Here is a 22,714-nt window from a genome sequence, read left to right on the forward strand (position 1 = left end):
CTGGCAAATGAGAATATCCGTACAATAGACACATTCCTGAACAACAGAGACAACAGCATGAAATTCACTCACCTTGCCCTGCTTTCCACCCTTTTCACTCCTGCGGTTTTTGCCGCGCCGTTAACCATTGATACCTATAACCCGCAGGAAAAAGGCATTTTCCCGGTCTCCTCCACGCTGGTTTCCGGCCCGAAAGAGGCGGTGCTGTTTGACGCGCAGTTCAGCGTGAAGGATGGCGAAGCGCTGGTAGAGAAAATTCGCCGCAGCGGTAAAACCCTGAACAAGATTGTGATCACCTCCGGCGATCCGGATTTCTATTTTGGCCTGCAGCCGCTGGTCAAAGCCTTCCCGAATGCCAAAGTGGTGGCCACGCAGCATGTGGTTGACCATATTAAAGCCACCAAAGACGCCAAGCTCGCCTTCTGGGGGCCGCAGATGAAGGACGGCGCGCCAACGGAGCTGGTCGTCCCGCAGGTGCTTGCCTCCACCACGTTCATGGTTGACGGGGAAAAGGTCGGCATCGAACAGCCAGACAGCTATGCGGCCTATGTGTGGATCCCGTCGGCAAAAACGATCCTCGGCGGCACCGGGGTAGCCTGGGGTATTCACGTCTGGACGGCAGACACCCAGACGCCGGAAAGCCGCAAGCAGTGGCAGGAAACGCTGGAGAATATGGCCGCGCACAAACCTGAGCGCGTGATCCCGGGCCACTATCTGGGCACCCCACCAGCGGGCACTGGCGCGATTGATTTTACCCGCGACTATCTGCAGCGCTTTGAAAAGGCTTTAGCCGCGCATAAAGATTCCGCAGGCGTTATCAATACCCTGAAAAAACAGTATCCGGGCCTGGCTGATGAAAGCTCGCTGGAATTAAGCGCCAAAGTGAATACTGGCGAAATGAAGTGGTAATTTAAAAACGGCTCCTGCTATATTTCCGCGATAGCAGGAGCCCCGCCAAAATATCCCCGCCGTTACCCGTCGATATAGCCACACCTTTTAAAAGTACATAAAAGCATGCACTTATGTCATTTTTATTTCTAAGATGAATCTGAACCACAACCGGGAAAATATTTGCCATTCTGTTTATGAATTAAATTTTTTGCGAGCCGTACCATTAAACAGACAACGACACGGAGGCAGCATGTTTACTTATTACCCGGCTAATACCGCAGCAGCACAACCTGAACTCGTTAACGCGATTGCGCAGGGTCTTCACGCCGAGCACGGTGCTGTGACTGAAGATGACATTTTGATGGAACTGACCAAGTGGGTGGAATCCACGGATAATGACATCCTCAGTGACATCTACCAGCAGACTATTAACTACGTCGTCAGCGGGCAAAACGCACCCTTGTAAAAACCTGCTAAGCTGGATCTGCAACCTAAGGGGTTACATTTCGTTTGCGTAAGCAAACTGGTCCTTAAAACTATCAACAGGATTGAGGAGTTAACATGAAATCGAACCGTCAGGCACGCCATATTCTGGGACTGAATTACAAGCTTTCAAATCAGCGTAAAGTGGTGATTGAAGGCGACCACGAAACGCAGGTCACTCACGCCACCGGCAGAAAACGCCACGCCGGCAAGTAAGTTCCAGACTGAGATCCAGAACACCATCGGTAATCCCGATGGTGTTTTTGTTTATGTGTTGCGGTAATTAATATTTAGCTCCTTTATAATACCGCCTGACCGCACCCCATCGCACAGGCCAGAAAGATGACAAACAGCAGTGTCAGGGACGGATCTTCATAAAAAGAGTGAGTGACATGGACAACAAACTGAAAAAACATCGTTCCTTATACATCCCATACGCCGGACCGGTTTTACTCGAATTCCCCCTGCTCAACAAAGGCAGCGCCTTCAGCATGGAAGAGCGCAGCAGCTTTAACCTGCTGGGTTTACTGCCCGAAGTGGTTGAAACCATTGAAGAACAGGCGGAGCGCGCGTGGATCCAGTATCAGGGTTTCAAAACCGAAATCGACAAGCACATCTACCTGCGCAACATTCAGGACACCAATGAAACCCTCTTCTATCGCCTGGTGCAGAACCATCTCGAAGAGATGATGCCGGTGATCTACACCCCTACGGTGGGTGCGGCCTGCGAGCGTTTCTCAGAGATCTACCGTCGTTCACGCGGGGTATTCATCTCCTATCAGAACCGTCACAACATGGACGATATTCTGCAGAACGTGCCGAACCACAATATCAAAGTGATTGTGGTGACCGACGGCGAACGTATTCTCGGCCTCGGCGACCAGGGCATTGGTGGGATGGGGATCCCAATCGGTAAACTCTCTCTCTACACCGCCTGCGGCGGCATCAGCCCGGCGTATACCCTGCCGGTGGTGCTGGACGTCGGAACCAATAACCAGCAGCTGCTCAACGATCCGCTCTATATGGGCTGGCGCCATCCGCGCATTACCGACGACGAGTACTATCAGTTTGTCGACGATTTCATTCAGGCCGTGAAGCACCGCTGGCCGGACGTTCTGCTGCAGTTTGAAGACTTCGCGCAGAAAAACGCGATGCCGCTGCTGAACCGCTATCGCGATGAGATCTGCTCCTTTAACGACGACATCCAGGGCACCGCGGCCGTGACCGTGGGTACGCTTATCGCTGCCAGCCGCGCAGCCGGCAGCCAGCTGAGCTACCAGAAAATCGTCTTCCTGGGCGCAGGCTCTGCGGGCTGTGGTATCGCCGAGCAGATCATCGCCCAGACGCAGCGCGAAGGCTTAAGCGAAGAGCTGGCCCGCTCCCGCGTCTTTATGGTTGACCGTTTCGGCCTGCTGACCGACGCTATGCCGAACCTGCTGCCGTTCCAGAACAAGCTGGTGCAGAAGCGCGAGAACCTGAAAAACTGGGATACCGACAACGAAGTCCTTTCCCTGCTGGACGTCGTGCGCAACGTGAAGCCGGATATTCTGATCGGCGTTTCCGGGCAAACCGGCCTCTTCACCGAAGAGATCATTCGCGAGATGCACAAGCACTGCGAACGCCCTATCGTGATGCCACTTTCCAACCCGACCTCCCGCGTGGAAGCGACGCCGCAGGACATCATCGCCTGGACCGAAGGTAACGCGCTGGTCGCGACCGGCAGCCCGTTCGACCCGGTGGTGTGGAAGGATAAAACCTATCCGATCGCCCAGTGCAACAACTCTTACATCTTCCCGGGCATTGGGCTGGGCGTGATCGCGTCCGGCGCGTCCCGCATTACCGATGAGATGCTGATGTCGGCGAGCGAAACCCTCGCGGGCTACTCGCCGCTGGTCAACAACGGTGAAGGGCTGGTGCTGCCGGAGCTGAAAGACATTCACAAGGTGTCGCGCGCGATCGCGTTTGCGGTAGGTAAAATGGCGCAGCAGCAGGGCGTGGCGGTGAAAACCTCTGCCGACGCGCTGCAGCAGGCCATCGACGACAACTTCTGGAAACCTGAATACCGCAGCTATCGCCGTACCTCGATTTAATTCGCTTTGACCGTTCCCTTTTCCACAGGGAGACGCAGTGCGGCCCAATCGCCCGGTGGCGCTTCGCTTACCGGGCCTACGGGCGGGGTGTTTTCCCTCTCCCTGTGGGAGAGGGTTAGGGTGAGGGCATCAGACCGCACCATTGAATACCTACTAGCCAAACTCCTTTTCCCCCGCTACACTCCCTTCATCCATTAACCTACTGAATATATAAGGAGGCCAATTATGCTGTATCGTGAAATTTTCAATGTTTCACATACATTTGGTGATCGCACCAGCTCAAGCGTTATCGGTATCGTGCTGCGATAACTTCTGCTTGAGCGAAGACACCAACCCCTGAAATCCCTTCTCTCGGGCTTACTGAGTTATCGTCAGCGATGTTTGACGAGGCATAAACATGCCTGTAACTCTTGGGTAAGCAACAATGAGCACTTTATTCACTGCACAATCTTTACGCGTTGATACGGCGTTTGGCACGCTCTTCGACTCACTCTCCTTTACGCTGAAAAAAGGCGACCGCATTGGCCTGCTGGGCGACAACGGCTGCGGCAAAAGCACGCTGCTGAAGGTGCTGGACGGCACTGACTCCCCCGCCGCCGGAACGGTTTCGCTGGCCGGGCACTGCCTGATGGCGCGCGTGGAGCAACATCTCCCGGACGCCATTTTCCCGTTGACCATGCTGGATGCCGTACTCGCACAGCTGCCTTTAGCCGAGCGCGATAGCCTGCGCTGGAAAGCCGAAACGCTGCTGGCAGGCATGGGCTTCACGCCGCAGGATATGGCGCTGCAATCCGCCACGCTGAGCGGCGGACAGCACACGCGCCTGCTGCTGGCGCGGGCCCTGATTCACGAGCCGGATCTGCTCCTGCTCGATGAACCCAGCAACCACCTTGATTTGCCGACCATGCTCTGGCTGGAACACTTTCTACAGAACTGGTCAGGCAGCTTCGTGCTGGTCTCGCACGACCGACAGCTGCTGGATGCCGTCACTAACGGCAGCTGGATCCTGCGCGATAAAACGCTGCACTACTTCGCCCTTCCCTGCACGGCCGCCCGCAAGGCGCTTGAAGCAAAGGATGAAAGCGACGCGCAGCGCCACAAGGCGGAGCAAAAGGAGATCGACCGCGTGTCCGCCAGCGCGAAGCGGCTGGCGACCTGGGGCAAGGTTTACGACAACGAAGATCTTGCCCGCAAAGCCAAACAGATGGAAAAACAGGTCGAACGGCTGAAGGAGAGCCAGACGGCGCTCACGGCAGGCAGCCCGTGGACGTTAACCCTGCGCGGCGACGCGCTGCGGGCCGACCGTTTGCTGGAAATGGAAAACCTCGACGTTCCTCCTGCACCTGGCCTGCCGGCGTTATTCAGCATCGAAATGGCGCGGCTAAAAAGCGGCGATCGCGTGGCGATTGTCGGTCGTAACGGCTGCGGCAAATCGTCGCTGATGAGGCTTATCTGGCAACAGTTTGCCGATGAGTCCGCAAACAGCGGGTTGAAAATCCATCCGCGCGTGTCGCCAGGCTATTACGACCAGACGCTTCACCAGCTTGCGGACAACGCCACGCTGCTCGACGCGCTGGAGCCTTTCGCACCGGATCCGCAGAACCGCAAAATGGCGCTGATAAGCGCGGGTTTCCCGTGGTCGCGTCACGGGCAAACGGTCAGCACGCTCAGCGGCGGCGAGCGCTCGCGCCTGCTGTTCGTTGGCCTGACGCTTGCCCGCTACAGCCTGCTGATGCTGGATGAGCCGACCAACCACCTCGACATGGAAGGCAAAGAGGCGCTGGCGCAAACCCTTCAGCAGTTTGAAGGCGGCGTTCTGCTGGTCAGCCACGACCGTCAGTTAATTAGCCAAAGCTGCAACCGTTTCTGGCTGATTGAAGAGGGAAAGCTGAGCGAGTGGCACGATGCAGAAGCGGTGTTTGAGCGCCTGCGTGAAAGCGCGGGGCTGGCGACATCCACCGCGCCCGCCATCGACGCGGCGACGGTTCAACCCTCGCCGTATGACGATCTGCTCGAACGGCTGGTCGCGCTGGAAGCGCTGCTGGAAGACGATCTGGCGCGTAAGCCGAAGCATCAAAAGCCGCAGCTGCAGGCGCAATGGCGTAAAGAGATTGAGGAGATAGAGGCACAGCTGTAAGTCTGCGCCCGGCGAGTCTCTCGTCGGGCCAGTATTTTCCCCCTAAATTATTAGAGGAACGCCGTATTCTTATTCTGAAAATGGATTAAATAATGACATTATGTTGCCGTTGCCTTGCATTACAGCGCCAAACCACTAATCCTTGAGGAGTATTACACCTGCTATGCAGATACTCATCATGAACAAGGAGATACACATGAAGGCTGCTGTTGTCACTCAGGATCATCAGGTCAATATCACCGAAAAAACCTTACGCCCGCTAAAGCACGGGGAAGCCCTGCTGAAGATGGAATGCTGTGGCGTATGCCATACCGATCTCCACGTGAAGAACGGTGATTTCGGCGATAAAACCGGGGTTATCCTGGGCCACGAAGGGATTGGTATCGTAAAAGAAGTCGGCCCCGGCGTGAAGTCGCTGAAAGTCGGCGACCGCGCAAGCGTGGCCTGGTTTTTTGAAGGCTGTGGCCACTGCGAATACTGTAATACCGGCAACGAAACCCTGTGCCGCGACGTGAAAAACGCCGGTTACTCCGTTGACGGCGGCATGGCGGAAGAGTGCATCGTCACCGCGGATTATGCCGTAAAAGTGCCGGACGGTCTGGAATCCGCTGCGGCCAGCAGCATCACCTGCGCCGGCGTTACCACCTACAAAGCGGTGAAGGTGTCCGGAATCAAACCAGGCCAGTGGATCGCGATTTACGGTCTGGGCGGTCTGGGCAACCTTGCGCTGCAATATGCCAAAAACGTCTTTAACGCCAAAGTCATCGCTCTCGACGTTAACGACGAACAGCTGAAGCTGGCTGCCAGCATGGGTGCAGATTTAACCATCAACTCCCGCAGCGAAGACGCCGCGAAAATTGTGCAGGAGAAAACCGGCGGCGCGCATGCCGCAGTCGTTACTGCCGTCGCAAAAGCCGCATTCAACTCAGCCGTTGACGCCGTGCGTGCCGGTGGCCGCGTGGTCGCCGTTGGCCTGCCGCCGGAAGCGATGAGCCTCGACATTCCGCGTCTGGTGCTGGACGGCATCCAGGTGGTGGGTTCCCTGGTCGGCACCCGTCAGGATCTGCAGGAAGCCTTCCAGTTCGCCGCTGAAGGTAAGGTGGTGCCGAAAGTCACGATGCGTCCAATCGAGGACATCAACGCCATTTTTAAAGAGATGGAACAGGGCCAGATCCGCGGCCGTATGGTGATCGACCTACGTTCATAATCGTTCATCTTTCATTACCGCTCCTCGCTGGGGCGGTTTTTTTATAGCCATTTTCCGGCAATCCTTATCTTAATTCCTTGGTTCCCTTGTTTTCCCCCGCGCCCGATGATGAATCCGACGCTAACAAGAAGATAACAAAGGAATTCACCATGCAAACCCCATTTCGTCTGCCGCTGCTGACGGCGCTGATTCTGGCGACAACCGCAGCCTGGGCCGCAGATGCGCCCGTCAAAGGCGGCACGCTGATTTATCTGGAGCAACAGGCGCACACCAACCTCTATCCGCCTGCCGGTGGCTTTTACCCGAACGGCGGCATTCTGAATCAAATCACCGACAAACTGACGTGGCAGAACCCAAAAACGCTGCAGGTGGAACCCTGGGTGGCCGAAAGCTGGACCACCAACGCCGATAAAACCGAATACACCTTTAAGCTTCGTCCCGGCATCACCTTCTCCGACGGCACGCCGCTGGACGCCAACGCCGTGGCGAAAAACTTTGATACCTACGGTTTAGGCAATAAGGCGCAGCGCCTGCCGGTGTCAGAAGTGATCAATAACTACGATCGCAGCGAAGTCATCGACCCGCTGACCGTGAAGTTCTACTTCAAAAAACCGTCGCCGGGGTTCCTGCAGGGCACCGCCACCATTGGCTCCGGTTTGGTCTCGCTCAGCACGCTGAAGCGCAACTTCGAAGAGCTGGGAGATTCCCGCCACATCATTGGTTCCGGCCCGTTTGTGGTGAAGGACGAGAAGCTGGGTCGTGAAGTGACGCTCGAAGCGCGCAAAGACTACCAGTGGGGGCCGAAAAATCTGGCGCAGCAGGGGCCAGCCAATCTCGACGGCATCAAGTTTATCGTGACCCAGGAAGACAGCGTGCGCGTGGGCGCCCTGCTGGCCGGTCAGGCCGACTTTATTCGCCAGGTGCAGGCGTATGACGAAAAGCAGGCGACCGATCGGGGCTATAAGATCTACGCCGCCCCGACGCGCGGGGTGAACGACAGCATCAGCTTCCGCCCGGATAACCCGCTGGTCTCCGATATTCGCGTTCGCCAGGCGCTGCTGCATGCCACCAATGCAAAACAGGTGGTCGAGACCCTCTTCTCGGCCAACTATCCGCAGGCGAAGTCCGTGATTGCCGGTTCCGCCGCAGGCTTTGTCGATCTCAGCGACAAATTGACCTTTGACCCGGCAAAAGCCAACCAGCTGCTGGACGAGGCGGGCTGGAAAGCAGGCGGCGACGGGATCCGCGCCAAAGACGGCCAACGTCTGGCGCTGACGGTGTATGAATCCCTGCCGCAGCCGCAAAACAAAGAGGTGCTGCAGCTGGTTGCCCAGCAGTGGCGCCAGGTGGGCGTGGCGCTGAGCGTCAAAGCCGGAGACGCAGGCAGCCGCACGCTGGATAACCTTGACCCGCTGAAAACCCCGTTAACCGTCTCCGAAGTAGGACGCGCCGATCCGGACGTGGTGAAAAGCATGTTCTACCCGGCTAACCGCGACGCGCTGCTGCAAAAAGGCGGATCCAGCGACAAGGTCAAAAACTTCCGTGACGACAGGCTGAATGAACTGCTGGTGAACATTTCGGCTGAGGTCGACCCGCAAAAACGCCTGCAGCTGACGGGGGACGCCCAGCGCTACCTGCTGGATAACGCCTACGTCATTCCGATTTTCGAGGAGCCGCAGGTCTTTGCCGGCGCGCCGTGGCTGAAAGGCGTCAATTTTGAAGCGGTAGGCCGCCCGTCGTTCTACGGCGCGTGGATTGAGAAACACTGAGGAGCTGACGATGCGCCACGCACTTCTTCAACGCTTTGGGCACGGGCTGCTGGTACTGTGGGCCGCCTTTACCCTCTCGTTCGTGTTGCTCCAGGTGCTGCCGGGCGACGCGGTGCTGATTAAATTTCAGAACCCGGACCTGGGCTTAAGCCCGGCGCAAATCGAGGAGATGCGCGTGGCCTACGGCGCGGACAGCCCGCTGTGGCAGCAATACGGCCACACGCTGCTGGCAATGCTGCGCGGGGATTTCGGCTATTCGCTACAGGCAGGCGTGCCGGTCAGCGAGCTGATTGCCAGCAATCTGCCGGATACCCTGAGCCTCGCCCTGCCCGCGTTTGTACTCGCGGTCCTGCTGGCCTTTGCGCTGGCCTTTGCATCGCGTCTGCCGGGTCTGCGCTGGCTGAGCAACACCCTTCAGTCTCTGCCGGTCCTGTTTATCTCCTTACCGACGTTCTGGCTGGGGATTGCCCTCATCCAGCTTTTTTCTTTTCAGCTGCGGCTGATCCCGGTGATTAACCCGACGCCGCTGCAGGGGCTGATCCTGCCGATTGTGACCGTCGCGATCCCGATCTCCGCCCCGCTGGCGCAAATTCTGATGCGCAGTCTGGACCAGGTGGCGACGCAGCCGTTTGTCGCCGTCGCCCGTGCCAAAGGGCTGAGTGAAACCGCCGTCCTGTGGCGTCACGTGACCGGCAACGCCCTGCTGCCGGTCCTGAACATTGCCGGGCTGCTGCTGGGCGAGCTGATTGCCGGGGCGCTGATCACCGAAACCGTTTTTGGCCGCAGCGGGCTCGGGCAGCTGACCCAGCAGGCGGTGAATAATCAGGATATCGCCGTGCTTCAGGCGGTAGTGATGATTTCCGCCCTCGGTTTTGTCCTGATCAATCTGCTGGTGGATCTGCTGATGCCGCTGCTGGATCCCCGTCTGCAAACCGTTACCGGAGGTGCATCATGAGTCTGGTCGATTACGCGGCCGCCGCGCGAAAACGCGTTCCTGCCTGGCAGGGAGTGGAATGGCAGCCGGGACTGTGGCTGGCATGGGGGGTGATTATTCTCGCCGCTTTTGCCGCCGTAGCGCCCGGCCTGTTAACCCACTACAGCCCGATTGAGGGCATCGCCGGGGCACAGCGCCTGGCACCGCAGGCCGGTCACTGGCTCGGGACCGATCAGCTTGGCCGCGATGTTTACACGCGTATCGTATATGGCGCCTCCCATTCCCTGAGCGCGGCGCTGGCCGCCGTGACGATGGGGCTGGTGGTCGGCACCGGCTTAGGGGTGATCGCCGGGGCGTTCGCCGGGCGCGTCGAGTCTCTGCTGATGCGCTTCGTCGACGTGTTGCTCTCCATCCCGTCTCTGCTGCTCTCGCTGACGGTGATTATTCTGCTCGGGTTTGGCACCGTTAACGCCGCGATTGCCGTCGGCGTTGCCTCCATTGCCAGCTTCGCCCGCCTCGCGCGCGGTGAAGTCGTGCGTATCCGCCATACGGATTATGTCGAAGCGGCGTTTGGCAGCGGCGGGACGTTTTTCGCCGTGCTGTGGCGACACATCCTGCCCAACGCGTTAACCGCCGTCCTCGCCTTTGCCACGCTGCAGTTTGGTCAGGCCATCCTGGCGCTCTCCACGCTGAGCTTTCTCGGCTACGGCACCCCGCCGCCGGTGCCGGAATGGGGCTTACTGATTGCCGAAGGCCGTAACTATCTCTCTACCGCCTGGTGGCTCACCACCTTCCCCGGCGTGGTCGTCATCGCCGTGGTGCTGGCCACCAACCGTATCAGCCAACAGTTCAGCGGAGGTCGCTAATGACCGTTCTCTCAGTGGAAAATTTGACGATTAGCTACCGTACCGCTCGCCAGTGGCGAGAGGTGGTGCATAACGTCAGCTTCACGCTCGGACGAGGGGAAATGCTGGCGTTCGTCGGCGAATCCGGATCCGGCAAGACGACCACGGCGCAGGCGATCATTGGCCTGCTGGCCGATAACGCCCGGCGCGATGCGGGAAAAATATCGCTCAACGGCGAGGAGATTAGCCGATGGTCCGCGAAGCGTCTCGATACCCTTCGCGGGGCGAGAATTAGCCTGGTACCGCAGGATCCGGGTAATTCGCTCAACCCGGTGAAAACCATCGGGGCGCAGGTCGGAGAGATCGTTCAGCTCCACCAGAAGGTGACCCGCGCCGAGCGCGACGAGCAGGTGCTCGCCCTGCTGACAAAGGTCGGCCTGAGCCACCCCGAACAGCGCATGACGCAGTATCCCCATCAGCTCTCCGGCGGGATGAAACAGCGCGTGCTGATTGCCATCGCCATTGCCCTGCGCCCGGACGTGATCGTTGCCGATGAGCCCACCAGCGCGCTGGATGTGACGGTGCAAAAACGTATTCTCGATCTGCTGGATATCCTGCGCCGGCAATCGGGTACCGCCGTTCTGTTTGTCACCCACGATCTGGCGCTGGCCGCACAGCGTGCGGACAGGCTGCTGGTGTTTCGCGATGGCGAGGTTCAGGAACAGGGCAACACCGCCGATATCGTCCGCACGCCGCAGCACGCCTACACCCGCCAGCTGTTGAGCGACCTCCAGGGCCAGCGCCTGACCATCGCCCCGGTAGCCGGTCTCCCGCTCGCGTCGCCGGCCATTCGCGCCCGCGCCATCAGCAAGCAATTCTCCCTGGGCAAAGGTCATCAGCTTCAGGCGCTGGATCGGGTGACGTTTGACGTCAGGCGCGGCAGCACGCATGCGCTGGTCGGTGAATCCGGCTCCGGGAAAACCACCCTCGCCCGTATTTTGCTGGGTTTTGAACAGGCCGACAGCGGACAGGTCATCATTGATGATATTGATGCCACCACGCTCAGCCGCGAGGCCCGCCGTCAGCTGCGCCAGAAGATCCAGTTCGTCTACCAGAACCCGTTTGCCTCTCTCGACCCGCGACAGACGCTGTTCGAGATCATCGAGGAGCCCCTGAAGAACTTTTCTCGACTCAGTAAGGCGCAGCGAAAGCTCCGGGTGGAGACGGTGGCGCAGCGGGTTGCCCTGCCCGTCGAATTCCTGACCCGCACCGCCCGGGAGCTTTCAGGCGGACAGCGCCAGCGCGTTGCCATTGCCCGGGCGCTGATCCTGGAGCCGACCATTCTGGTGCTGGACGAAGCCACCTCCGCGCTGGACGTCACCGTGCAGGCGCAGATCCTGGCTCTGCTTCAGCAGCTGCAGCAGCAGCTGAGATTGACCTACCTCTTTATCACGCACGATCTGTCTACCGTCCGCCGGATCGCCCACAGCGTCACGGTGCTGCGCGGCGGTCAGGTGGTCGAACAGGGCGACGTCGGAACCTTATTCGCGTCGCCGCAGAACGACTATACCCGCGAGCTGATTGACGCCATTCCCCATTTTTCACCCGCTACGGAGGAGTTCGCATGACGCGAAAACGCCTGGGATTTTTCACCCGCCTGCTTGACGACGCTGCGCCGAAGGAGCGCTATCGTCTGGCAACTGAACAGATCCGCCACGCCGAACGCCACGGTTTTAACAGCGCCTGGATTGCCCAGCACCACTTCCACGAAAGTGAAGGCGGCCTGCCGTCGCCGCTGCTGTTTCTGGCGCACGTAGCCGCGCATACCGAAACCATCCGCCTGGGCACGGCCATCATCACCCTGCCGATGGAAAACCCGCTGCGCGTCGCGGAAGATGCCGCCGTGCTCGATTTACTCGCCGATGGCCGTCTTGAGGTCGGTTTTGGTTCGGGCGGCACACCGACCTCATTTCTGCCGTTCGGACTGACGTTCGAGGAGCGCGGCGCGGCGTTTGCTGACCATTTGCATGTGATCCAGAGCGCCTGGCGCGGGGATTCGCTGACCCATCCGGATAACCACCTTTACCCGCCTGCGCCACAGCTGGCCGACCGTATCTGGATTGCCACCTTCTCTGTTGACGGAGCCGTTCGCGCCGCCCGGGCCGGACACGGTTTAATGCTCTCCCGCACGCAGCCGCGCCCGGCAGATCGGCTGGATTTAACGCTCGACGAGATCCAGAACCCGATTGTGGATGCCTACCTTGAGGCGCTGCCTGCGGGCATCGCACCGCGCATTCTGGCCTCCCGTACGGCGTTCGTCGCCGACAGCGACGACTATGCGCTCAGGGTCGCAACGCCGGGCCTCACGAAACAGGCCCAGCAGCATCGCGCTGCCGGGCACGTGGTTAAAGGTGACAACGTCACCGATTATCGCCGCCAGTTTGACGCCCATATTGGTTCGCCCGATACGGTGCTGCATTCGCTGAATGCCGACTCCATTCTCAGGCGCGCCACGGATATCTCATTCCAGGTCCATTCGGTCGAACCCACGCATCGCGACACGCTGCGGTCCATCGAACTGATCGCCGAACGTATTGCCCCCCACATTCTTTGAGGAGACACCTATGTCGTTAAGTCAGGACATTCTCGCCGAGCTGGCGGAAATTAAACCCGGTTCCCCTCTGGCAGAGGCGCGCGCCACGCGTGATGCCGCCACGCGACACGCGCAGGGCAGCTACGAAATCCTCTTTAGCCAGCAGGATGCTGATTTTGCACTCGACGAGCGCTTCGCCGTGGCGGCAAAAGTCGCCAGGTGGCACAGCGCGGAGGCGCTGGCAGCACACTATGCGGGGTTTGGCCTGGCCGACCCCACCTCAGAACGCCTGACCCCGGCGCTGAATTTCGCGCGGCTGCTGACGTTCTCCCCCGTCGAAGCGACGCCCGCAGCGTTAAGGGCGCTGACCCAGGCGGGATGGAGCAAGGAAGGCATTGTTACCCTGGCGCAGCTTATTGCGTTTGTGAGCTTCCAGAGCCGACTCATCACCGGGCTGCGGCTGCTGAATGACAGGCCCGTCGCCAAAAGCGATGCGCCGGTGGCGGCAGGCATCTGGCACACGACCGCAACAACGGTCACCGGAAAGGCGGCCCCCGTCGCGTTCACCCAGCAGGAGCTGGGATGGGAACCGTGGATAGCGGCCAAACCGCTGGCGGATTTCAGTGACGATGAGGTTGCCATCCTGGCGAAATTTGGCCATACCGATTCCGAGTACTTCCGCCTGCTGGCGCGCAACCTGCCGGTGCTTGAACAGCGCACGTTAACGGATAAAGGCATTTTTTATACATCGGGGGGATTGCCGCGCGCCGAGCGCGAGCTGGCCGCAACGGTCGCCAGTAAAATCAACGGCTGCATTTACTGCGCATCTGTCCATGCGCGTAAAGCCAGCCAGCTGTCAAAGGATGACGCGGCGGTAGAAGCCCTGCTGGCCGTGAGGCCGGGGCAGTCCCTGAGCGAGGGGCAATCCGCACGCTGGCAGGCGGAAATCGATTTTGCGGCGGCGCTGTCGGTCACGCCGCCTGCCGCCACGCCGCTGCACCTTGCCGCGCTGGAAAAAGAGGGGCTGGATACCTTAGCGCAGCTCGATCTGGTGCAGTCCGCCGCGTTCTTCGCCTGGGCCAACCGCCTGATGCTGACCCTGGGTGAGCCCTGGCTTGCCTGAAATCTGTCAGGCTAGCGCGCGAGCGTTAGCCTGAGCCCGTCTGGCCCGCAGGTGGCCGTAGATCAGCAGTGCACTCATGGCCGAGAACGAAAGTATTGCCGCCGGCAGCGTGACGTAACGCCAGCTAAAGCCGAGGACAATCATCATCCCGCCAAAGTACGCGCCAATTGCACTGCCGAGATTAAACGCCATCTGTCCCCCTGCCGCCCCCAGCATCTCACCGCCCTTCGCATTTTGCAGAAGCAGAATTTGTAGCGGCGCAGAGAGCGCGAACAGCCCGGCGCAGCAGATAAAGCCCATGACCAGCGAGGCCGTTTTCAGTTCACCAAAGGCGAAAAGCAGCAGCAACGAGGCGACAATCACCATGTCGGTGGTGGCCGCAATGCGCAGCGGGCTAAAACGCCCCGAGAGCTTACCGCTCAGCAGATTGCCCAACACCATGCCAAGCCCCATCAGCATCATGATGGCCGTCATCATCCCTTCTGAATAACCGGAGACGTTGACCATAAACGGCTTAACGAAGCTGAACCACGCGAACACCCCGGCGTTGCCAAACATGGTGGCGGCAAAAATCAGCCAGGGTTCTGGTTTTTTCAGAAAGTGGAACTGCTCGGTTAATTTGATTTCTGATGTGTCGCGGATGTCCGGCACCCAGAGCAGAACCGAAAGGATCACCAGCGCATCGAACACGGCAATCAGAAAAAAGGTATAGCGCCAGCTAAACTGGTGCCCGAGCCAGGTCCCCAGCGGAACGCCCATCAGGTTGGCCACGGTCATGCCGGCGATCATCCCAGCCACCGCGACCGTCACCTTACCCGGAGGCGCAATTTTAGACAGGATAATCGCCCCGACGCCAAAAATAGCCCCGTGCGGAAAGCCGGAAATCAGCCGCCCCACCGCCAGCCAGAAATAGGACGTGGAAAACGTGAACAGGGCATTGCCGACCGCGGACATCGCCACCAGAAACAGCAGCGTGGTTTTTAACGAAAACTTGCCTGAGAACAGCGCCACAATCGGGGCGCCAATCACCACGCCGAACGCATAAAACGAGATCATATTCCCGGCGGAGGGAATCGAAATACCGGTGTCATGTGCCAGCTCGGTTAACACGCCCATAATGCCAAATTCGGCCATTCCGAGGCCAAATGTGCCAAGCGCCAACGAAAAAATTGTCTTTTTCATACTTCAACCACTGGTTAATCACACGCGACGGACATTATTGAATAATCTTGTATGGTGAGCCAGTTCAAATCCGTTGGCTGGCAGGTTAATCCATTAATTCAGGAGTTTTCTCCAATTGCTACGCGGCGGGAATGGCAAACAAAAAGCCCCGACTGGTGTCAGGGCTACAAAGGTTTTAAGGTTTAGCTTTTACAGTTCGCTTTCTGCCGCTGATTTAACGCGTGTAATAGCGCCAGCATTGAAAATTGGGTGCTCGTGATTGTTCGTTATGTCACGAACACGGTAGATTTTCCATGCATCACCTTCACGACGAAGAAAGACTTCAAGATGTATGCTTCTTCCATCACCCGCCCCCTCAATGACCTGGACTACTTCACCGTTTAAAAATGGCCTTGCGTTTCCCACTCGTAACGCAGGTATCCAATCGCGAGAGTAATCCTGGGTATACGTAAAATAATCAGATTCGATTAACTCTTGTTCAGAGATTTCCTGAATGGCGCTAATGCGAGCAATAGTATCAGCAGAAACATATTTACGCAGTGCGTCGGCAGGATAAGGCCTGGCTTCATCGCTGCCGAATGCGGAAAGATAGGATTTATAAAATGATTCGGTAGCGTCTTGCGCGCTCTGATCTTGACGGGCAGCCGAACTACATCCCACCAGCAGCATAACGAATGATAAAAATATCCTTTTCATCAGTGCATCCTGTAAATTTTAAAGGATGGTTGCATTTTGCGGTACCCAGGCCCCGGATACATGCTTTTTTGAACAAAGTCAGAAATCCACTGCGTACCGTCATACATAGTCATGTGACCTATGCCATTTCCGCCAGGATACGGCTGTATCACAGCCACATCGCCAGAAATTAAAGTAGAGCCGGGCGGCAGCTCACTGAACCCAGCACGTAATAACTGCGCCCCATAATCTTTTGCATAATCTGTGTTCGGCACCTTAACGCCTCCAGCCAGAATGGCCAGGCGGGTAAACTTCGCACATTCACTATGAGAGTGCCCCAGAGCGTGTGAACGGAGATACGAAACCGCAGCTTCTTTATTCCAACTCATTCTTAGTTCCTTTAAGTAAATAAGAACGAAATTATCACGATAACCACATTTAGCGTGTGGGATTAAACGTGCTGATTTTTCGCATCCGTGACGTTCTAAAAGGGGAACGGGTGCTAAGCACCTTCGTGAATACCTAAGTAACTGCTTGAAAAAGTGTTGTTAAATTAATTACCTAAAAACAATACGTATAATATCAGGTGGATTACACTTCATAGTGCGGCCTCGCTTTTTTCCGCGCCGGACAATCTGAGGATGACCATCATGGGAAGCAAAAAGAAAACCAGTGTCGCTGTTGATGTCGTAAAGAATGCTCCGTTAAAGACCAAAGAGTATGAACAAGAGCTACGTCGCCTCCACGTTGAACTGGTTAAGCTCCAGCAGTGGGTCGTCGCCAAAGGGCTAAAAGTGTGTATTGTTTTTGAAGGACGCGACGGAGCGGGTAAAGGCGGCACCATTAAAGCGATCACCGAACGCGTCAGCCCTCGCGTGTTTCGCGTTGTTGCCCTCCCTGCACCCACCGAGAAAGAGAAAACCCAGCTCTATTTTCAGCGTTATGTTCCCCATCTGCCTGCCGCCGGGGAGATCGTCATTTTCGACCGCAGCTGGTACAACCGCGCGGGTGTCGAGCGGGTAATGGGATTCTGCACCCCCGAGCAGGTTGAGAAGTTTCTTGATGGTGCGCCGGTGATGGAAAAAGCGATGGTGGATGCCGGGATTATCCTGCTGAAGTACTGGCTGGAGGTCACGCCTAAAGAGCAGGAGCGCCGCCTGCGCGACCGTATTAACGATGGTCGTAAAATATGGAAGCTATCGCCGATGGATATTAAGTCCTTTAACCTGTGGGACGAGTATACTCTCGCGCGCGACGCCATGTTTGAAGCGACAGATACCGCCTGGGCGCCGTGGTTTGTAGCGCGTTCAGAAGATAAAAAACGCGTGCGTCTGAATATTATTTCTCACCTGCTCACCCAAATCCCCTATAAAGAAATTCACGTCGAAAAAGTGGATTTACCGAAACGTAAAATTGGTAAAGTCAAACCCACAAAATATCCGTTCCGGTATGTGGAGGAGCGGTTCTGAAATTACTGGAATACGCCTCGCAGAATGTAGATTACCAGGGGATACGGTATTGTTTTTTGTTGGCTGCGGTTGATAATGACCGCACCAACAAAGGAGATACTATGACATACCCAGCAGAGCACACCCCACCCAACGCATAAAATCGGCAAAACCGTCGAGCAACACCGCACCAGACTCCGCTGACCCGCGTCAGCCATCAGAAGCGGATCGTTCATTTATTCGCTCAATGAATGAGTTTGTCGAAAAACATGGAACCATTACTGATGATGAGTTTTTCAGGGTGCTTTAATGCTGAGACAATTTAATGTTTTCCGAAATACATCTGCGGCCACCCGGGATAAGCTTCCCTATTATATGCTCATTCAGGATGATTGTTATGATGATCTTGCCACGCGCGTCATTGTGCCGCTCGCGAGAAATAATAAATTACCGTTATGGCAGAGCCATCTGGCTCCAGGCATAAATATCGATTTTGAAACATTTCTGATTTATTCGCCAATGATAACCAACCTTAACAATAACAAAATAAATCCTAAAGACTTTGTTTGTAACTTACGCAACGCACGTCATGACGTTATAGCGGCAGTTGATCGTTTATTGACTAATACATGACGCCAGCCGGTCAGGCATTTGCCCTGTCCGCGCAAGCGCAGCGCCGCCGGGCAAAGCCGACGGCGCAGGTCTTACTTCATTCCTTCCGTGCTTTCCCGTTTCGCTTCCAGTCGTTCCACATCACGATACCAGCGCGGGTGGTGTTTCTGCGCCCAGCGGCGGCTCACCTTCCCTTCAATCATCCCTTTAATCGATCCCTTTACCCAGAATGCCATATACATATGGATCAGGATGGCGTGGATGAGAATGATGGCCGAGGTGGCGTGGATCAGCAGCGCGTAGCGAATCACCTGAATCGGAAAATAGTGCGCAAAATACGGGCGCCAGATAATCACGCCGGTCACCAGAAGCACAAAAATCATGCTCATGATGGTCCAGAACATCATTTTCTGCCCGGCGTTGTATTTTCCCACCTTCGCGACCTTATGCTCGTTGCCCTTCAGGACTTCGACGATCCCTTTCACCCACGGGATATCCTGCCTGTCCGGGATGTTGTGATGGACAAAGCGCACGAACATAAACATCAGCACCACGAAAATCAGCACGCCGAAGAACGGGTGCAGAATGCGCCCCATCTGCGGCGTGCCGAAGGTTTCGGTCAGCCACTGCAGTGTCGGGAAGAAGAACGAAATCCCCGACACCGCCACCAGGAAGAAGCAAATCACCACCGTCCAGTGACAGGCGCGGTCAACAAACTTCGTGCGCACGATCGTTTTCGACTTACTCATGATGCTCCTCCTCGTCCTCATCCACCTCTTTGTTTGGCCCGATACCGATGTAGTGATAAATCAGCCCGGCAAAGGTGGCGATAAAGCCCGCCGCCGAAAGCGGCTTAAGCGCCCCTTTCCAGAGGTTGATGGAGGTATCGATCGCCGGAGCCTTCGGCAGGTTGTGGTACAGCTCCGGCTGGTCGCTATGGTGCAGCACATACATCACGTGCGTACCGCCCACGCCCTGCGGGTTATAAATGCCCGCATTCTCGTAGCCGCGCGCTTTCAGCTTGTCCATGCGCGCCTGCGCCACGTCCAGCATCTCTTTTTTGGTGCCGAAGTGGATCGCCCCGGTCGGACAGGTCTTGACGCAGGCAGGCTCCTGTCCGACGCTGACGCGGTCCACGCACAGGGTGCATTTATATACCCGGTTATCCTCTTTATTGAGGCGCGGGATATTAAACGGACAGCCCGCGATGCAGTACCCGCAGCCGATGCAGTTGTCCTGCTGGAAGTCGACGATCCCGTTGGCGTACTGGATAATTGCGCCGGCAGACGGGCACGCCTTCAGGCAGCCCGGATCTTCACAGTGCATACAGCCGTCTTTACGGATGAGCCATTCCAGCCTGCCGTTCTGGTCGGTTTCGCTAAAGCGCATCACCGTCCAGGATTTGGCGCTCAGATCCGCCGGATTGTCGTAGACCCCCACGCAGTGCCCCACCTCGTCGCGGATATCGTTCCACTCCGAGCAGGCCACCTGGCAGGCCTTACAGCCTACGCAGGAGGAGACGTCGATAAGCTTAGCGACCTCTGCCTTATAGTCCCGCGCGCGGGGCGCGGGGGTAATCGGGTTGGTCGCGGAGCGTTTGATAACGTCTTGTGTTTCCATCGCCATTGAATCGCTCCTTACGCTTTCTCGATGTTGACCAGAAACGCCTTGTACTCCGGCGTTTGCGAGTTGGAATCGCCGACGTTTGGCGTCAGGGTATTGGCGATGTAGCCTTTCTGCGCCACGCCCTCAAAGCCCCAGTGCAGTGGGATCCCGACGGTTTCCACCTGCTGGCCGTGCACGTTCAGGCATTGAAGACGACGGGTCACCACCGCCACCGCGCGAATAAAGCCGCGCTTGCTGCTCACCTTCACGCGGTCGCCGTTGGCGATGCCTTTCGCCTTCGCCAGCGTCTCGCTGATCTCCACAAACTGTTCCGGCTGCACGATAGCGTTAAGCCGCGCGTGCTTGGTCCAGGTGTGGAAATGCTCGGTCAGGCGATAGGTCGTCCCTACGTACGGGAACTTGTCCTTTTTGCCTAAGCGCAGGACGTCCTCTTCGTAGATACGCACCACCGGGCTGGAGACCACGTTCGGATGCAGCGGGTTGGTGCCGAGCGGCGTTTCCATCGGCTCGTAGTGTTCCGGGAACGGCCCTTCCGCCAGCTTGTTGAGGGCAAACAGGCGTCCCAGCCCTTCCGGCTGCATGATGAATGGCCCGGTGTTGCTGCCCGGCGCGGCGGTGTTGTAGTCCGGGATATCGTTCCCTGCCCACTTCGCCCCGTTCCACTGGATCAGCATGCGTTTCGGATCCCACGGCCTGCCGTTTACGTCTGCAGACGCGCGGTTGTACAGCACGCGACGGTTCAGCGGCCACGCCCATGCCCAGCCCAGCGTATTGCCCAGCCCGGACGGGTCGGCGTTGTCGCGGTTGGCCATCTGGTTGCCCTGCTCCGTCCAGCTGCCGGTGTAGATCCAGCAGGACGACGCCGTCGTGCCGTCATCACGCAGCAGCGCGAAGCTGTTCAGCAGCTGGCCTTTCTTCGCCACCAGGTTGCCGCTGGCGTCATAGAGATCCGCCAGCGCCACGCCGTTGTTCTCTTTGGCGACTTCCTCTGACTCAGGATGGTCAGGCTGCTTGTAGCTCCAGCCCATCTTCAGCAGCGGCTCAGCGCCCTTGCCGCCTTCGGTGCGGTACATTTCGCGCAGGCGATGGTAAATCCCGGCCAGGATTTCGCCGTCGTTACGCGCTTCGCCCGGCGCATCCTGGCCTTTCCAGTGCCACTGCAGCCAGCGGCCGGAGTTGGCAATCGAACCGTCCTCTTCCGCAAAGCAGGTGGACGGCAGGCGGAACACTTCGGTCTGAATCGACGCCGGATCGACATCGTTCGATTCCCCATGGTTCTGCCAGAAGGTGGACGTTTCGGTCACCAGCGGATCGATAACCACCATGTACTTCAGCTTGCTCAGGCTGCGAACGACTTTATTTTTGTCCGGGAAGGAGGCCACCGGGTTAAAGCCCTGGCAGATATACCCCGTGACGTCGCCCTTATCCATCATGTTGAAATACTTGATGACGTCGTAAGCCTGGTCCCACTTCGGCAGCCACTCAAAGCCCCAGTCGTTCTCCTTCTGCGCCGCGTCGCCGTAGAAGGATTTCATCAGGCTGACGTAGAACTTCGGATAGTTGCTCCAGTAGTTCACCTGGTCCGGCAGCGTCGCTTTCGGCGTATTGGCCTCAAGATACGTTTGCAGGTCGGCCTGCTTTTCCGACGGCAGCGTCAGGTAGCCCGGCAGGCTGGTGGAGAGCAGACCGAGGTCGGTCAGCCCCTGAATGTTGGAGTGCCCGCGCAGCGCGTTTACGCCGCCCCCCGCCATGCCCATGTTGCCGAGCAGCAGCTGGATCATCGCCATGGTGCGGATGTTCTGCGCGCCAACGGTGTGCTGCGTCCAGCCCAGCGCGTACAGGAACGTGGTGGTTCTGTCGGCGGCGCTGGTGGAGGCAAGCACTTCACACACCTTCAGGAAGTCCGCTTTCGGCGTGCCGCAGATGTTTTCCACCACCTCCGGCGTATAGCGGGAAACGTGCTGTTTTAGCAGGTTCCACACGCAGCGCGGGTGCGTCAGGGTTTCATCACGCAGCGCGTAGCCGTTTTCATCGAACTGATAGTTCCAGGACGTTTTATCGTACTGGCGTTTTTCGGCGTCATAGCCGCTAAACAGCCCGTCATCGAAGGCAAAATCATCCCGCACCAGCAGGTTCGCGTTGGTGTAGTGCTTAACGTATTCCGCGTTAATTTTGTTGTTTTCGATCAGGTACAGCAGCACGCCGGACAGGAACGTAATGTCCGTACCGGAGCGGATTGGCGCATAGATATCGGCAACCGATGCCGTACGCGTAAAGCGCGGATCGACGACGATAAGCGTCGCATCGTTGTTGTTTTTCGCTTCCATCGCCCAGCGGAACCCCACCGGATGGGCTTCCGCGGCGTTACCGCCCATCACCACCACGACGTTAGCGTTTTTGATATCAACCCAGTGGTTGGTCATCGCACCGCGACCAAATGTTGGAGCAAGACTTGCTACCGTTGGTCCGTGTCAGACGCGCGCCTGGTTGTCTACCGCCAGCATGCCGAGAGAGCGCACAAATTTTTGCGTCAGCATGCCGGTTTCATTACTCGCCGCAGACGCGCACAGCATCCCGGTGGAAAGCCAGCGGTTAACCGTTACGCCCTGGGCGTTCTTTTCAATAAAGTTGGCGTCGCGGTCGGCTTTCATTAATTTGGCAATACGGGAGAAGGCCTCATCCCAGGAGATACGCTGCCACTTGTCGGAACCCGGCGCGCGGTATTCCGGGTAGCGCAGGCGGTTTTCGCTGTGAACGTAGTCCAGCAGCCCCGCCCCTTTAGGGCAAAGCGCCCCGCGGCTCACCGGATGATCCGGATCCCCTTCAATATGGTAAATCGCTTCTCTGGCGTTCTTCGCGCCATCGCCCAGGCTATACATCAAAAGCCCACAACCTACGGAGCAGTATGTGCAGGTGTTACGGATCTCTTTCGCGCGCAGCAGCTTATAGTTGCGTGCCTGAGCCAGCGCCATTTTGGGAGCAAATCCCAGCATGGCTGCCGTTGTTCCGGCCATACCGCCCGCGCAGATTTTAAAAAATTGTCTGCGGCTGACGTCCATTGTTGTCCTCGTTTTCATATAAGACTTCGCGCCGCAAACT

Annotated in this window: 20 protein-coding genes; 14 read left to right on the plus strand and 6 right to left on the minus strand. The window is 57.6% G+C overall.

Annotated features, from left to right (window positions below; genetic code table 11):
* Positions 1-57 precede the first annotated feature (57 nt).
* From EnteroDNA1_RS03550 to EnteroDNA1_RS03605, 12 genes are all read left to right on the plus strand, one after another.
* The gene (locus EnteroDNA1_RS03550) at positions 58-909 is read left to right on the plus strand and encodes a Vmh family MBL fold metallo-hydrolase (protein WP_069302866.1); all 852 of its coding nucleotides are present in this window, start codon (positions 58-60) and stop codon (positions 907-909) included.
* 232 nt (positions 910-1,141) lie between these two features.
* Complete coding sequence (gene bdm, locus EnteroDNA1_RS03555) at positions 1,142-1,357, plus strand: biofilm-dependent modulation protein (protein ID WP_013096534.1); 216 nt, start codon at positions 1,142-1,144, stop codon at positions 1,355-1,357.
* 95 nt (positions 1,358-1,452) lie between these two features.
* Positions 1,453-1,590, plus strand: a complete 138-nt coding sequence (gene sra / locus EnteroDNA1_RS03560; protein WP_008501714.1) for a stationary-phase-induced ribosome-associated protein — start codon at positions 1,453-1,455, stop codon at positions 1,588-1,590.
* A gap of 176 nt (positions 1,591-1,766) precedes the next feature.
* A complete protein-coding gene (locus tag EnteroDNA1_RS03565) occupies positions 1,767-3,464 on the plus strand; it encodes an NAD-dependent malic enzyme (protein ID WP_023311897.1) in 1,698 nt (565 codons plus the stop codon).
* A 424-nt stretch (positions 3,465-3,888) separates the two neighbouring features.
* Positions 3,889-5,601 (plus strand): ABC-F family ATP-binding cassette domain-containing protein, encoded by a 1,713-nt coding sequence (locus tag EnteroDNA1_RS03570; RefSeq protein ID WP_064672588.1) that lies wholly within the window; start codon positions 3,889-3,891, stop codon positions 5,599-5,601.
* A 196-nt stretch (positions 5,602-5,797) separates the two neighbouring features.
* Complete coding sequence (gene adhP / locus EnteroDNA1_RS03575; protein ID WP_033145630.1) at positions 5,798-6,808, plus strand: alcohol dehydrogenase AdhP; 1,011 nt, start codon at positions 5,798-5,800, stop codon at positions 6,806-6,808.
* A 149-nt stretch (positions 6,809-6,957) separates the two neighbouring features.
* A complete protein-coding gene (locus EnteroDNA1_RS03580; protein WP_064672589.1) occupies positions 6,958-8,577 on the plus strand; it encodes a TIGR04028 family ABC transporter substrate-binding protein in 1,620 nt (539 codons plus the stop codon).
* A gap of 10 nt (positions 8,578-8,587) precedes the next feature.
* A complete protein-coding gene (locus EnteroDNA1_RS03585) occupies positions 8,588-9,532 on the plus strand; it encodes an ABC transporter permease (protein ID WP_024909556.1) in 945 nt (314 codons plus the stop codon).
* A complete protein-coding gene (locus EnteroDNA1_RS03590) occupies positions 9,529-10,377 on the plus strand; it encodes an ABC transporter permease (protein WP_047060936.1) in 849 nt (282 codons plus the stop codon). Before EnteroDNA1_RS03585 ends, EnteroDNA1_RS03590 begins: the two co-directional genes overlap by 4 nt.
* Positions 10,377-11,984, plus strand: a complete 1,608-nt coding sequence (locus tag EnteroDNA1_RS03595) for a dipeptide ABC transporter ATP-binding protein (RefSeq protein ID WP_064672590.1) — start codon at positions 10,377-10,379, stop codon at positions 11,982-11,984. The genes EnteroDNA1_RS03590 and EnteroDNA1_RS03595 overlap by 1 nt, the downstream gene beginning before the upstream one ends.
* Positions 11,981-12,970, plus strand: a complete 990-nt coding sequence (locus EnteroDNA1_RS03600) for a putative FMN-dependent luciferase-like monooxygenase (RefSeq protein ID WP_064672591.1) — start codon at positions 11,981-11,983, stop codon at positions 12,968-12,970. Before EnteroDNA1_RS03595 ends, EnteroDNA1_RS03600 begins: the two co-directional genes overlap by 4 nt.
* 10 nt (positions 12,971-12,980) lie before the next feature.
* Entirely contained in the window at positions 12,981-14,072 is a 1,092-nt protein-coding gene (locus EnteroDNA1_RS03605) for an alkylhydroperoxidase domain protein (protein ID WP_064672592.1), read from the plus strand.
* 6 nt (positions 14,073-14,078) lie between these two features.
* On the opposite strand, the gene araJ is transcribed toward EnteroDNA1_RS03605, so the two are convergent.
* From araJ to EnteroDNA1_RS03620, 3 genes are all read right to left on the minus strand, one after another.
* Positions 14,079-15,254: an MFS transporter AraJ gene (gene araJ / locus EnteroDNA1_RS03610; RefSeq protein ID WP_064672593.1), complete on the minus strand. Its 1,176-nt coding sequence runs from the start codon at positions 15,252-15,254 to the stop codon at positions 14,079-14,081.
* Positions 15,255-15,443: 189 nt separating this feature from the next.
* Positions 15,444-15,950: a YbjP/YqhG family protein gene (locus EnteroDNA1_RS03615; protein ID WP_069302867.1), complete on the minus strand. Its 507-nt coding sequence runs from the start codon at positions 15,948-15,950 to the stop codon at positions 15,444-15,446.
* The gene (locus EnteroDNA1_RS03620; protein WP_033145638.1) at positions 15,950-16,318 is read right to left on the minus strand and encodes a hypothetical protein; all 369 of its coding nucleotides are present in this window, start codon (positions 16,316-16,318) and stop codon (positions 15,950-15,952) included. Before EnteroDNA1_RS03620 ends, EnteroDNA1_RS03615 begins: the two co-directional genes overlap by 1 nt.
* Positions 16,319-16,579: 261 nt before the next feature.
* On the opposite strand from EnteroDNA1_RS03620, the gene ppk2 reads away from it, so the two are divergent.
* Together ppk2 and EnteroDNA1_RS03630 are read left to right on the plus strand one after the other, a co-directional pair.
* On the plus strand, positions 16,580-17,398 hold the full coding sequence (ppk2, locus tag EnteroDNA1_RS03625) for a polyphosphate kinase 2 (protein WP_033145639.1): 819 nt from the start codon (positions 16,580-16,582) through the stop codon (positions 17,396-17,398).
* A gap of 288 nt (positions 17,399-17,686) precedes the next feature.
* Positions 17,687-18,010 (plus strand): CcdB family protein, encoded by a 324-nt coding sequence (locus EnteroDNA1_RS03630; protein WP_069302868.1) that lies wholly within the window; start codon positions 17,687-17,689, stop codon positions 18,008-18,010.
* A gap of 71 nt (positions 18,011-18,081) precedes the next feature.
* Here the strand turns inward: EnteroDNA1_RS03630 and fdnI are convergent, their stop codons facing one another.
* From fdnI to fdnG, 3 genes are read right to left on the minus strand one after another with little or no spacing between them, the layout of a single operon-like run.
* Positions 18,082-18,738: a formate dehydrogenase-N subunit gamma gene (gene fdnI, locus EnteroDNA1_RS03635; protein WP_069302869.1), complete on the minus strand. Its 657-nt coding sequence runs from the start codon at positions 18,736-18,738 to the stop codon at positions 18,082-18,084.
* Positions 18,731-19,615 (minus strand): formate dehydrogenase subunit beta, encoded by an 885-nt coding sequence (fdxH, locus tag EnteroDNA1_RS03640; protein WP_069302870.1) that lies wholly within the window; start codon positions 19,613-19,615, stop codon positions 18,731-18,733. Before fdxH ends, fdnI begins: the two co-directional genes overlap by 8 nt.
* A gap of 11 nt (positions 19,616-19,626) precedes the next feature.
* Complete coding sequence (gene fdnG, locus EnteroDNA1_RS03645; RefSeq protein ID WP_139295503.1) at positions 19,627-22,674, minus strand: formate dehydrogenase-N subunit alpha; 3,048 nt, start codon at positions 22,672-22,674, stop codon at positions 19,627-19,629.
* Between the last annotated feature and the right edge of the window lie 40 nt (positions 22,675-22,714).

The organism is Enterobacter sp. HK169 (assembly GCF_001719105.1).
Taxonomy (GTDB): Bacteria; Pseudomonadota; Gammaproteobacteria; order Enterobacterales; family Enterobacteriaceae; genus Enterobacter; species Enterobacter asburiae_B.